Genomic DNA, 12,727 nt, shown 5'->3' with positions numbered 1-12,727 from the left:
AGCCGCCAAACCGCCCCGCAGACCCGAGTGATGCCACGGGTCTGCCCCAACGAACGGATACGCCGTGACCCCAAGTGACTTCCCGCGCGTGCACATCGCCACCGACCACGCCGGCATGGAACTCAGCGCCCACCTGGTCAAACACCTCAGCGCCAAGGGCTACGAGGTGGTGGACCACGGCCCCAAAGAGTACGACGCCCTGGATGACTACCCCTCGTTCTGCATCAACGCCGCGCTCGCGGTGATGGCGGACCAGGCCGCCGGAACCAACGCCCTCGGGATCGTCCTGGGCGGCTCCGGCAACGGCGAGCAGATTGCCGCCAACAAGGTCAAGGGCGTCCGGGCCGCTCTGGCCTGGAACCTGTCCACTGCGAAGCTGGCCCGTGAACACAACGACGCCAACGTCGTCGCCGTCGGCGGCCGCCAGCACAGCGTCGACGAAGCCACCGAAATCATCGAAGCGTTCCTGGCCGAACCCTTCAGCAATGACGAGCGCCACGTCCGCCGGATCAGCAAAATCGCCGCCTACGAGCGCACCGGCGAGGTCATCGCCTAGTGCCGGAAGGGCATTCCGTCCACCGGCTGGCCCGGCAGTTCGGGGACGTCTTCACGGGGGAGCGGCTCGCGGTGTCAAGTCCGCAGGGACGTTTTGTCCAGGGCGCGGCGCTGCTGGACGGCCACACCGTAACCGGCGCCGACGCGCACGGAAAGCACCTGTTCCTGGAGTTCGAGCACGGGCTGCTGCTGCATGTCCACCTGGGCCTCTATGGCGCCTGGGACTTCGGCGGCGATGCGACTTTCCGTGGCGCGTCGAGCATTGGGGCGCCACGCAAGGTGGGGGAGCGGGAGATCTACGACGACGGCAGCGTGGCCCGTCCGGCCCGGTACGAGGGCCCGCCCGCACCGGTCGGCGCCGTCCGCGTCCGGCTCGCCAGCGCCCACGGCTGGGCCGATCTCCGCGGTGCGACCACCTGCCAGACGCTCACCGAGGCGGAGGCGGCGGCCGTACGGGCACGCCTCGGTCCCGACCCGCTGCGCAACCTTCCCGGCGACCGTGAGGCCTTCATCGCCGGGATCCTGGCCAGGCGCACGCCGCTCGCGGCCCTCCTGATGGACCAGAAGGCCATTGCCGGGGTCGGAAATGTCTACCGTGCGGAGCTGCTGTTCCGGCAGGGCCTGGACCCGTGGCTGCCGGGCAAGGCGCTGTCCGCGGAGGTGGCCGGGCGGCTCTGGGACGACACCGTTGCGATGATGTCCGACGGCGTCCGTGACGGCCGGATCATCACCACACCCCCGCGCTACTGGGGTGGCGAGGGCGCCGCCGGGGGCGACGCGGGGGGCTCTGCCCGGAACGGCCTGCCCGCGGCGGTGGACTCGCACTTCGTCTACCGGCGGCAGGGACTGGACTGCCGGGACTGCGGCACTCCGGTGGCACTGACCGAGCTCGGCGCCCGGAAGCTCTACTGGTGCCCTGCCTGCCAGGTGCCCTGAGCGGGTCACGAAGCCCGGGTTGGCGGGTCAGCGGCCGTCTGTGGAACAAAGCTCCTGCGGAACAAGAAAAGCCCCTCCGAAGAGGGGCTTTTTCGTCATATTTCCGAGGGGACGACGGGAATCGAACCCGCGTAATCAGTTTGGAAGACTGAGGCTTTACCATTAAGCTACGTCCCCGGGTATTTGCAGGAGTCATCCAGCAAAACTTCCGGGCGGCTGTTGAAGCCGGATACAACTAAACCCAATTCAGGGCCCCGGTGTCAAATGTGCAAATCACCACAGGATGATCGTAGACTGTTCTGTGCACTTACGGGGTGTAGCTCAGCTTGGCTAGAGCGCCTGCTTTGGGAGCAGGAAGTCGCAGGTTCAAATCCTGTCACCCCGACTCTGCAGGTACTGCCAGACCCTTGGCGGTGCAGAACCCCACCCCCTAAAAACCAGGAGTACTTAGACTGTGAAGAGCGCTGTCGAGAACCTCACCCCCACGCGGGTCAAGCTCAATGTTGAGGTCCCCTTTGAGGAATTGAAGCCCAGCATCGCAGAGGCATACAAGACTGTTGCTTCGCAGATCCAGGTTCCCGGTTTCCGCAAGGGCAAGGTCCCCTCCAAGCTCATTGACCAGCGCGTTGGCCGCGGCTACGTGCTGGAGACTGCCATCAACGACGGCCTTAATGGCTGGTACCAGGCAGCCGTCCAGGAAACCGGAATCCGCCCGCTGAGCCGTCCCGAGGTCGAGATCACCGAGGTTCCGGACCCGTCCGCCACCGACGGTGAACTCAAGTTCCACGCCGAGGTTGACGTGCGTCCCGAGATCGAACTGCCCGATTACGCCGGCATCAAGGTTGAGGTTGCCGCCGCTGAGTCCACCGACGCCGACGTCGACAAGGCCCTGGACGAACTCCGCGGCCGCTTCGGCACGCTGAAGTCCGTGGACCGTCCGGCCGCCGACAAGGACTTCCTGACGATCGACATCACCGCCACCATCGACGGTGCCGAGGTTGATTCCGCCACAGGGCTGTCCTACCAGGTCGGCGCCGGAACGATGCTCGAAGGCCTCGACGAGGCCGTCACCGGCCTTAGCGCCGACGAGGACGCCATCTTCGACACCACCCTCGTGGGCGGCGAGCACGCCGGTGAGTCCGCGCAGGTCAAGGTTGTCGTCAAGTCCGTCAAGGAGCGCGAGCTTCCCGAGGCTGACGATGACTTCGCCCAGCTGGCTTCCGAGTTCGACACGCTGGCCGAACTGCGCGAGGACCTCGCCAAGCAGGCGGCAGAATCCAAGGTCGTCGAGCAGGGTGTTGAAGCCCGCGACAAGGTCCTCGACAAGCTCGTTGAGCTCGTTCAGGTCCCCGTCCCGGACTCCGTCGTCGAAGAGCAGCTCGAGCAGCACTTCAACGCCGAGAACGCCCACGGTGAAGGCGAACACGACACCGAGGAGCACCGCGCCGAGGTCAAGGCCAACACCGAGCGTGCCTTCCAGAACGAGATCATCCTTGACGCCATCGCGGAAAAGGAAGAAGTCAATGTCAGCCAGAACGAGCTGATCGACTACATCGTCACCACCGCCGGCCAGTACGGCATGGACCCGAACCAGTTCGCCCAGATCATCGATCAGAGCGGCCAGGTCCCGATGATGGTTTCCGAGGTCCGCCGCCGCAAGGCACTGGCCGTTGTCCTGGGCCAGGCCGAGGTCACGGACTCTGAAGGCAACAAGGTTGACCTCAGCGAATTCGTCCGCCCCGGCGGCGAAGAAGCGCCGGTTGAGGCAGCTGCCGAGACCGACGTCGAGGAAGCCGCTACCGAAGAAGCAGCGACCGAGACCGCGAAGAACGATGACCCGGCAGCAGTGAAGTTCTAAGACTTTCTGTTCCCGTCATTCCACGGCACCCCCGGATCTTTGATCCGGGGGTGCCGTTTTTTAAGCCGGCAATGAACCCTCCGGGGCAATCGTGCGCCGTCAGCGAACAGCCCCGCGCCTGAGCACAAAGCAGCCGGGAAAACCGTTAGTGTCCATGTAGGAAAGTTCAGTGATGTCGTCCAGTGGCGTCACCGTCGCCAGCGAGAGGTAAGTACACATGTCACAGCAAGCAGGGGCTCCCCGGATGGCTACTGTCGATCCGGCAGCCCAGGATAACTACATTTACAACCGCCTGCTGAAAGAGCGCATCATCTGGCTCGGCTCCGAGGTCCGCGACGAGAACGCCAACGCGATCTGCTCGCAGCTGCTGTTGCTCTCGGCCGAGAACCCCGAGAAGGATATCTACCTCTACATCAACTCACCGGGCGGCTCTGTCACCGCCGGCATGGCCATCTACGACACCATGCAGTTCATCCCGAACGACGTCGTCACCGTCGCCACCGGCCTCGCGGCCTCGATGGGACAGTTCCTGCTCTCCTCCGGCACCAAGGGCAAGCGCTATGCCACCCCCAACGCCCGCATCCTGATGCACCAGCCCTCCGGCGGCATCGGCGGCACGGCCTCGGACATCAAGATCCAGGCCGAGCTCATCCTGCACATGAAAAAGGTCATGGCTGAACTGACGGCCACTCAGACCGGGCAGACGGTCGATACCATCCTCAAGGACAACGACCGCGACAAGTGGTTCACGGCCAAGGAAGCCCTCGAATACGGCTTCTTCGACAAGATCGCGGCGCACGCGGGTTCCGTGGCCGGCGGCGGCGGAACCAACGCCAACAGCGACGGCGACAGCGCGGGCGAGAGCCCTGTCACGTCATCCACCGAGAACTGACCGGCACGCAGACAGCAATGAATTCAGGAGCAATGAACATGAACTACAACTTCGGTTCGACTGCCGGCAACCTGCCCAGCAGCCGCTACGTGCTGCCGCAGTTCGAGGAGCGCACCCCCTACGGCTTCAAGCGTCAGGACCCGTACACCAAGCTGTTTGAGGACCGCATCATCTTCCTCGGTGTCCAGATCGACGACGCCTCGGCCGACGACGTCATGGCGCAGCTGCTGGTGCTGGAGTCCACTGACCCGGACCGCGACATCACGCTGTACATCAACTCCCCGGGCGGCTCCTTCACCGCCATGACGGCGATCTACGACACCATGACGTACATCCGACCGGAAATCCAGACCGTCTGCCTGGGCCAGGCGGCCAGTGCCGCCGCTGTGATCCTGGCGGCCGGCACCCCGGGCAAGCGCCTGGCGCTGCCGAACGCGCGCGTCCTGATCCACCAGCCGTCGCTCTCCGGCGGCCAGGGCGGACAGGCCTCGGACCTGGAGATCCAGGCAGCCGAGGTCATGCGCATGCGCGAGTGGCTCGAGAACACCCTGGCCAAGCACTCCGGCCGGACCCCGGAGCAGGTCAACTATGACATCGAGCGTGACAAGATCCTCACCGCGGCCGACGCCCTGGACTACGGCCTGATCGACCAGGTGCTTGATTCCCGCAAGATGAAGCCCCAGGCAATCACCCGGTAGCGGACCATAACCTAAGAAGCAGTACCCGACGCCGGTGCGGTCCCCTTAATGTGGCCGCACCGGCGTCGGCTTTCCACCCAACAGGCCCAAAGTGACCTAGAGTGGAACATGTCACGGCTGGCGTCCCCCAAGGAACGTCCGTGATTCCAGTAACGGGTGCAGCGCTGCGCAGGACTTCCATACAGCCGGCAGCAAGATACTAAAAGGGGTTCACATATGGCTCGGATTGGCGAGAGCACGGATCTGCTGAAGTGTTCTTTCTGCGGAAAGAGCCAGAAGCAGGTGCGAAAGCTCATTGCCGGGCCCGGCGTCTACATCTGCGACGAGTGCATTGAACTCTGCAACGAGATCATTGAGGAAGAACTCGCCGAAGTAGCTGACCTGGGCAGTTTTGAGCTGCCCAAGCCCCGTGAGATCTTCGACTTCCTGCAGGAATACGTGATCGGCCAGGAGCCCGCCAAACGCTCCCTTGCCGTCGCCGTCTACAACCATTACAAGCGCATCCAGGCCGGGCATGCACCCAAGAGCGGCAGTCTCGCCGAGGGTGTGCACCACGACGACGTTGAGATCGCCAAGTCCAACATCCTGCTGATCGGCCCCACCGGCTGCGGCAAAACCTACCTCGCGCAGACCCTCGCCCGGCGCCTTAACGTCCCCTTCGCCGTCGCCGACGCCACGGCCCTGACCGAAGCCGGCTACGTCGGCGAGGACGTCGAGAACATCCTGCTGAAGCTCATCCAGGCCGCCGACTACGACGTCAAGAAAGCGGAACAGGGCATCATCTACATCGACGAGATCGACAAAATCTCGCGCAAGAGTGAAAACCCCTCCATTACCCGGGACGTCTCGGGCGAGGGGGTGCAGCAGGCCCTGCTGAAGATCCTGGAAGGCACCGTCGCCTCGGTCCCGCCGCAGGGCGGCCGCAAACACCCGCACCAGGAATTCATCCAGATCGATACCACCAATGTGCTCTTCATCGTCGCCGGCGCCTTCGCCGGGCTGGAGGAGATCATCGGTTCGCGGTCGGGGCGCAAGGGCATCGGTTTCGGCGCCCCGCTCAATGAAGTCAAAAACAACACCGACTCCTACGGCGAGGTCATGCCCGAGGACCTGCTGAAGTTCGGGCTCATCCCGGAATTCATCGGCCGGCTCCCGGTCATCACCACGGTCTCCAACCTGGACCGGGCAGCGCTGATCCAGATCCTGTCCACGCCGAAGAATGCCCTCGTGAAGCAGTACCAGAAGATGTTCCAGCTCGACGGCGTCGAGCTCGTCTTCGAGGAGGAAGCGCTGAACACCATTGCCGACCAGGCGCTCGAACGCGGCACCGGCGCCCGCGGGCTCCGTGCCATCATGGAGGAAGTCCTGCTCCCGGTGATGTTCGACCTGCCGAGCCGCGACGACATCGCCACGGTCATCATCACCGAGGATGTCGTCTCCAAGAAGGCCGCGCCCACGATGGTCGCCCACGACGTCAAGCGCCGCAAGTCCGCCTGATCCGGAATAAACGGGCCGCACCGGTCGCTGTCACTTTTGACATGCCCGGTGCTTTGAGCTGGTGCGCTTTTCCCCCGCAGACTTCCTTAGGAGATTACCCGTGCCTGAAACCGTGACCGCTGCAGCAGAGAACAACAAGGCCGACTTCTGGTTCGATCCGATGTGCCCCTTCGCCTGGGTAACCTCCCGCTGGATCGGCGAGGTGGAAGCCGTCCGCGACATGAGCACGCAATGGCACGTCATGAGCCTTGCCATGCTGAACGAGGACCGCGAGGAGCTCCCGGAAGAGTACAAGGCGTTCCTGCTCCAGGCCTGGGCGCCCGTGCGCGTCATCACGGCCGCCGCCGAGCAGCACGGCAGCGCTTATGTTAGGGCGCTCTACGACGCCATGGGCACCAAGATCCATAACGAAGGCAATAAGGACATCGCCGAGGTCATCTCCAAGTCCCTGGCCGAGGTCGGCCTGCCGGCGGAGCTGGCGGCAGCCGGCCAGAACGACGCCATCGATGCCACCCTGCGCACCAGCCACGAGGCCGGGATCTCGCTGGTGGGCCAGGACGTGGGCACGCCCATCGTTTCCTTCAACGGGACCACCTTTTTCGGCCCCGTGCTCACCCGCATCCCGCGGGGTGAGGAAGCAGGGCGCCTCTGGGATGCCTCGGTGGCCCTGGCATCGTTCCCGTACTTCTTCGAAATCAAGCGCAGCCGGACCGAAGACCCCGTCTTCAACTGACGCCCCGCAGGACGCCCCGGACAGCAAAAAGCCCCGGAAGAATTACTCAGATGTAGTTCTTTCGGGGCCCTTGCGCATCCGGAAGGGCAGGACAACAATAGGACTTACCCACTTCGAAAGAAGCGGGACGCAGGAACCAAAGATTCAGTGACACTCATCCGACGCAGCCTTCGGCAAAGTCAGATGATGGCTACCAGTGACGAGGTAGGAAGACCTGAAAATCCAAGGATCTTGCCAGATTGTCTAAGACGTCACGTGACAATCGAAAAGTCGAAGCCCCACCAACGGCAAAACGCTGATGGGGCTTCCCCTTTGCCCTAAAACAGGCGGCAACCGGCTACGGGCCGCGGCGCCTAGGCCTCGGCCGGGGCCAGGACGACGTCGCTGACGGTCAGTTCGCCGTCGCCGCCCACCACGGTCAGTTCCCGGGCGTTGGCGGCAGCCTTGAGGTCGGCCAGACCGGCCTGCAGCTGCAGGGTGAGGGAATCCGGGGCCGTGATGGTCGCGGAGAGCACCTCGGTGCGCTGCTTGACCTTCGCCTCGGACTTGGCCTTTCGGATGCCGCTGAGCGCGGTCCCGACGGTCGCCAGCAGGTTCGTGTCCCCATCGATCGCGATGGCGGAGGGCCAGTCGGCACGGTGCACCGAACCGGTGCGCCACCAGCCCCAGACCTCCTCCGTGGCGAACGGCAGGAACGGGGCGAAAAGGCGCAGCAGCGTGTCCAGGCTCGTCGCCAGCGCTGCGAGCACGGAAGCCTGCTCGGCCTCGCCCGCGGCACCGTAGGCGCGGTCCTTGATGAGTTCCACGTAATCATCGGTGAAGTGCCAGAAGAAGCTCTCGGTGATCTGCAGCGCCCGGGCGTAGTCGTAGTTCTCGAACGCCTTGGTGGCCTGCTGGACCACATCGGAGAGCTGGGCCAGCACGGCCCGGTCCAGGGGGTTGCTGAGCACGGTGAGGTCCCCGGACACCACGGAGTTCTCGGTGGCGCCCAGGTTCAGCACGAACTTCGAGGCGTTGAGCAGCTTGATCGCCAGCCGGCGGCCGATCTTCATCTGCGCGATCTCGTAGGCCGTGTCCGCGCCGAGCTTGGCCGAGGCCGCCCAGTAGCGGACGGCGTCCGAGCCGTATTCCTCGAGGACGTCGGTGGGGACGATCACGTTGCCCTTGGACTTGGACATCTTCTTGCGGTCCGGGTCCAGGATCCAGCCGGAGATGGCGGCGTGTTTCCACGGTGCGGAGTCCTGCAGTGCGTCGGCGCGCACCGCGGAGGAGAACAGCCAGGTCCGGATGATGTCGTGGCCCTGCGGGCGCACGTCGAAGGGGTAGACCTTGGCGAAGAGCGCCTCGTCGGTGCTCCAGCCGCCCACGATTTGCGGGGTCAGCGAGGAGGTCGCCCAGGTGTCCAGCACGTCGGCGTCGCCGGTGAAGCCGCCCGGCGCGTCGCGCTGGGCTTCCTCGTAGCCGGGGGCAGCGTCCGCTGCGGGGTCCACCGGCAGCTGCGCGTCGGACGGGACCAGGGGAGCCTCGTAGTCCGGGTTGCCGTCGGCGTCCAGCGGGTACCAGACGGGCACCGGCACACCGAAGAAACGCTGGCGGGAAACCAGCCAGTCGCCGTTCAGCCCGGAGATCCAGTTCTCGTAGCGTGAGCGCATAAAGGCCGGGTGGAAGTCGATCTCGTGGCCGCGGGCGATGAGCCGCTCACGGCGTTCCGCGTCGCGGCCGCCGTTGCGGATGTACCACTGGCGGGAGGTCACGACTTCGAGGGGCTTGTCGCCCTTCTCGAAAAAGTTCACCGGGTGCATGATCTTCTTCGGCTCACCGTCGAGGAGGCCGGCGGCGCCCAGGAGTTCCACCACGGCTTCCTTGGCGCTGAAGACGGTTTTGCCCGCGATCGCCTCGAAGCTGGCGCGGCCCTCGGCGGTGGTGACCCACTCCGGCGTCTCGCCGATGATGCGGCCGTCGCGCCCCACGATCGCGCGGGTCGGCAGCTGGAGTTCGCGCCACCAGGTGACGTCGGTAAGGTCGCCGAAGGTGCACACCATGGCGATGCCGGAGCCCTTGTCCGCTTTGGCCAGCGGGTGGGCCTTGACCTCCACCTCGACGCCGAACAGCGGGGAGGTGACTTTCTTGCCGAAAAGCGGCTGGTACCGTTCGTCGTCGGGATTCGCAACCAGGGCAGCGCAGGCGGCCAGCAGTTCCGGGCGGGTGGTCTCGATGTAGATCTTCTCGCCGTCTTCGGTGAAGAACGGGTACCGGTAGTAGGCGCCCGCGACCTCCCGGTCCTCGAGCTCGGCCTGGGCCACGGCGGTGCGGAAGGTGACGTCCCAGAGGGTGGGTGCCTCGGCCATGTAGGCGTCGCCGGCGGCGAGGTTCGCCAGGAAGGCGCGCTGGGAGATGGCCCGGGACTTGTCATCGATGGTGCGGTACGTCAGGTCCCAGTCCACGGACAGGCCCAGCCTCTGGAAGAGGTTCTCAAAGACCTTCTCGTCCTCGACGGCGAGCTCCTCGCAGAGTTCGATGAAGTTCCGGCGCGAGACGACATCGAAGTCGCGCTGGTTCTTGGCCGGCTCGGCCGGCGGCCGGTAGCCGGCGTCGTAGGCGGTGGTGGGGTCGCAGCGCACACCGTAGTAGTTCTGCACACGGCGCTCGGTGGGCAGGCCGTTGTCGTCCCAGCCCATCGGGTAGAAGACGTTCTTGCCGGTCATCCGCTGGTAGCGAGCCAGGACGTCGGTCTGGGTGTAGGAGAACATGTGGCCCACGTGCAGCGAACCCGACGCCGTGGGCGGGGGAGTGTCGATCGAGTAGACCTGCTCCCGTGTGGTGTCCGGGTTGAACTTGTAGGTCCCTTCGTCAAGCCAGCGCCGGGTGAGGGCGTCTTCCAGCCCCTCCAGGGCGGGCCTGTCAGGAACGTTGATGGGGGCAGTGGTGGGCGTGTCTGTACCCTGAGTGTCTTCAGCCATGCCGCAATTCTTTCATGGCGGGCGTACCCCGCGGCGCAGGGGCGACGGGGCGGCTGCGAACAGCACCCGCGCGGCCGTCCAGGGCCGATGCGCAATTCCGTCAATGCCGCCCATGGAGGAACCCTCCAGAGCGGGGCCCTTGCGTATGTAGGATATTCGCTGTGTGATTGCCATCACGTCCAATGAACGTTCTAGTAGAGGGATGTCTATTTACCTAGCTGTGCCAGCTAAAGCCGCGTCCGACGAGATCGGCTGGCTGGCCGCCGTCGAAAGCGCCGCCGATACGGTGTTCCAGCCCGTCACCGAAATCGTTTCCACCATTGTGTTCTTTCCCATCACCGTCGGCGAGGTGAGCTTTCCGGCCGTCGTGGCCTGGCTCATCGCCGCCGGCGTGATCTTCACGATCTACTTCGGCTTCATCCAGTTCCACGGGCTCAAGACCTCCCACGAGGTCATCCGCGGACACTACTCGTCCAAATCCGATCCCGGTGAGGTGCCGCACTTCCATGCGTTGACCTCCGCACTGTCCGGCACTGTCGGGCTGGGCAATATCGCCGGCGTCGGCGCCGCCATGGCCCTCGGCGGCCCCGGTGCCACGTTCTGGATGATCCTGGCAGGCCTGCTCGGCATGGCCACGAAATTTGCCGAGTGCACCCTCGGGGTGAAGTACCGGGAAATCCACGCGGACGGAACGGTGACCGGAGGCCCCTTCAAATACCTGCCCGTCGCGTTCAAGAAGTTCGGGCGTGTTCCGGCGAAGACTCTCACCGGCATCTTCGCGGTCTCCATCCTGATCTTCGGGATCGCCGGCGGCAACATGTTCCAGGCGAACCAGACGTTCGCCCAGGTGCAAAACGTCACGGGAGGCGAGGACGGCCCGCTCGGCAGCGCCGGTGCCGCGGTGATCTTCGGGGTCATCCTGGCCGCGCTCGTCGCCGCTGTGATCCTTGGCGGCATCAAGTCGATCGGTGTCACCACCAGCAAGCTCGTTCCGGCCATGGGCATCATCTACGTGCTGGCCTGCCTGTTCGTCATCCTCGCCAACCTGCCCCAGGTGCCCGCGGCGCTGGGATCGATCGTGTCCGGGGCTTTCAATGCTGAAGGCATGACCGGCGGTGTCGTTGGTGTCATGATCGTGGGCTTCCAGCGTGCGGCGTTCTCCAACGAAGCGGGCCTGGGTTCCGCCGCCATTGCGCACTCGGCCGTCAAGACCCACCGGCCCGTGAGCGAGGGTTTCGTGGCCATGTTCGAGCCCCTCATCGACACAGTGGTCATATGTACCATGACAGCGCTCGCGATCGTCATCGCCGGTGCGCCGAGCCTGCAGGCCGGCATCGACACGGTGCAGGCCGGGAACGGCGCCCCCGACGGCGTCATCTTGACCTCTGATGCCTTCGCCACGGTGCTCCCGTGGTTCCCGGCGGTGCTGGCCGTGGCCGTCTCGCTGTTCGCCTTCTCCACCCTGATCACGTGGTCTTACTACGGGCTGAAGGCCTGGGAGTACCTCTTCGGCCGGAGCAAGGTCTCCGAGGTCACCTACAAGAGTATTTTCCTGTTCTTCACCGTTGTCGGAACTGTCCTGACCTTCACCCAGGTCTTGAGCTTTGCCGATGCTGCACTGTTTGTCTGCGCCTTCGTGAACCTGCTCGGCGTCTACCTGCTGCTGCCGGTCATCAAACGCGAAATGAAGGAATACCTCGCCGACCGCAAGAGCGGAAAGCTCAAGATCCTGGGTCTCGAGGACGAGGATCTCGAACCGAGCACGGTGCCCTGATCCACTAGGGTGGTGCCATGAATGAGCGAATGCAGTACAAAGCAGCAGTAGTTACCGGCGCCAGCACCGGAATCGGCGAGGCCACCGTGCGTGCGCTCCGGACCGAGGGGTGGACCGTGTACGCCGTCGCCCGCCGTGCGGACCGGCTGGAGGCGCTCGCCGCGGAAACCGGCGCCGTCGCCCTTCGGGCCGACGTGACCGATGACGACGACGTCGCCCGGCTCCTCGACGAGGTGACCCGCGCCGGGGGCATCGACACGCTCATCAACATCGCCGGCGGCGCCCGCGGCGCGGACAAGGTAGCCGAGGCCAAGACCGAGGACTGGGAATGGATGTTCGAGGTCAACGTCCTGGGCACCATGAAGCTCATCCGGGCGTTCCTCCCGATGCTGCGCGCCTGCGGTGAAGGCACCGTCCTGAACCTGACCTCGACGGCGGGACTCTCCGCCTATGAGGGCGGCGGCGGCTACAACGCAGCGAAGTTCGCCCAGCACGCCCTCACCGGGGCCCTGCGGCTAGAAGAGGCCGAGCACAACCTCCGCGTGATCGAGGTGGCGCCGGGCCTGGTCCAGACCGAGGAGTTCGCGCTGAACCGTCTCGGCGACCAGGCCGCCGCCGCCAAGGTCTATCAGGGCGTCGAAAAGCCGCTCACCGCGGCGGACGTCGCCGACGTCGTCCGGTTCGCCGTCGTGGCCCCGCACCACGTCAACCTCGACCAGATCGTGATCCGCCCGGTCGCCCAGGCCGCCAACTACAAGCTGATCCGCAAGGCCTAGCCCCGGAAGTCCCGGCACACCAACGCGGGGTCACCTACGGCCCATAAA

General features: G+C 65.1%; 10 protein-coding genes and 2 tRNA genes. 10 read left to right on the top strand and 2 right to left on the bottom strand.

Annotation, left to right across the window (positions count from 1 at the left end; translation table 11 throughout):
• The first annotated feature begins 115 nt into the window (after nucleotides 1–115).
• Both ASPU41_RS17770 and ASPU41_RS17765 read left to right on the top strand, forming a co-directional pair.
• Nucleotides 116–556, top strand: coding sequence for a ribose-5-phosphate isomerase (locus tag ASPU41_RS17770; protein ID WP_069952791.1), 441 nt, complete (start codon nucleotides 116–118; stop codon nucleotides 554–556).
• Complete coding sequence (locus ASPU41_RS17765) at nucleotides 556–1,491, top strand: Fpg/Nei family DNA glycosylase (RefSeq protein WP_069952035.1); 936 nt, start codon at nucleotides 556–558, stop codon at nucleotides 1,489–1,491. Before ASPU41_RS17770 ends, ASPU41_RS17765 begins: the two co-directional genes overlap by 1 nt.
• Before the next feature lie 106 nt (nucleotides 1,492–1,597).
• Here the strand turns inward: ASPU41_RS17765 and ASPU41_RS17760 are convergent.
• Nucleotides 1,598–1,668 (bottom strand) — tRNA-Gly (locus tag ASPU41_RS17760).
• 133 nt (nucleotides 1,669–1,801) lie between these two features.
• Here ASPU41_RS17760 and ASPU41_RS17755 point away from each other — a divergent pair.
• The 6 genes from ASPU41_RS17755 to ASPU41_RS17730 all read left to right on the top strand — a co-directional run bounded on the left by ASPU41_RS17755 (nucleotide 1,802) and on the right by ASPU41_RS17730 (nucleotide 7,169).
• Nucleotides 1,802–1,876: transfer RNA gene (locus tag ASPU41_RS17755), tRNA-Pro, on the top strand.
• Between the two features lie 69 nt (nucleotides 1,877–1,945).
• On the top strand, nucleotides 1,946–3,349 hold the full coding sequence (gene tig, locus ASPU41_RS17750; protein ID WP_069952034.1) for a trigger factor: 1,404 nt from the start codon (nucleotides 1,946–1,948) through the stop codon (nucleotides 3,347–3,349).
• Nucleotides 3,350–3,593: 244 nt separating this feature from the next.
• Nucleotides 3,594–4,241 carry an ATP-dependent Clp protease proteolytic subunit gene (locus tag ASPU41_RS17745; protein WP_069952033.1) on the top strand — a complete coding sequence of 216 codons (648 nt, stop codon included), beginning with the start codon at nucleotides 3,594–3,596 and terminating at the stop codon, nucleotides 4,239–4,241.
• A gap of 38 nt (nucleotides 4,242–4,279) precedes the next feature.
• The gene (locus tag ASPU41_RS17740) at nucleotides 4,280–4,939 is read left to right on the top strand and encodes an ATP-dependent Clp protease proteolytic subunit (RefSeq protein ID WP_069952790.1); all 660 of its coding nucleotides are present in this window, start codon (nucleotides 4,280–4,282) and stop codon (nucleotides 4,937–4,939) included.
• Nucleotides 4,940–5,155: 216 nt separating this feature from the next.
• Nucleotides 5,156–6,436 (top strand): ATP-dependent Clp protease ATP-binding subunit ClpX, encoded by a 1,281-nt coding sequence (clpX, locus tag ASPU41_RS17735; protein WP_069952032.1) that lies wholly within the window; start codon nucleotides 5,156–5,158, stop codon nucleotides 6,434–6,436.
• 100 nt (nucleotides 6,437–6,536) lie between these two features.
• On the top strand, nucleotides 6,537–7,169 hold the full coding sequence (locus ASPU41_RS17730; protein ID WP_069952031.1) for a mycothiol-dependent nitroreductase Rv2466c family protein: 633 nt from the start codon (nucleotides 6,537–6,539) through the stop codon (nucleotides 7,167–7,169).
• 353 nt (nucleotides 7,170–7,522) lie between these two features.
• On the opposite strand, the gene valS is transcribed toward ASPU41_RS17730, so the two are convergent.
• A complete protein-coding gene (valS, locus tag ASPU41_RS17725) occupies nucleotides 7,523–10,129 on the bottom strand; it encodes a valine--tRNA ligase (protein WP_069952030.1) in 2,607 nt (868 codons plus the stop codon).
• Between the two features lie 202 nt (nucleotides 10,130–10,331).
• Here valS and ASPU41_RS17720 point away from each other — a divergent pair, with 202 nt between their 5' ends.
• Together ASPU41_RS17720 and ASPU41_RS17715 are read left to right on the top strand one after the other, a co-directional pair.
• A complete protein-coding gene (locus tag ASPU41_RS17720) occupies nucleotides 10,332–11,903 on the top strand; it encodes an alanine/glycine:cation symporter family protein (protein ID WP_069952029.1) in 1,572 nt (523 codons plus the stop codon).
• 17 nt (nucleotides 11,904–11,920) lie between these two features.
• A complete protein-coding gene (locus ASPU41_RS17715) occupies nucleotides 11,921–12,679 on the top strand; it encodes an SDR family oxidoreductase (protein WP_069952028.1) in 759 nt (252 codons plus the stop codon).
• Nucleotides 12,680–12,727 lie beyond the last annotated feature (48 nt).

Origin of the sequence: Arthrobacter sp. U41, from assembly GCF_001750145.1 — a bacterium.
Taxonomy (GTDB): Bacteria; Actinomycetota; Actinomycetes; order Actinomycetales; family Micrococcaceae; genus Arthrobacter.
Note: the sequence above shows the minus strand (reverse complement) of the source record. Positions and strands in the feature narration are given on the sequence as shown.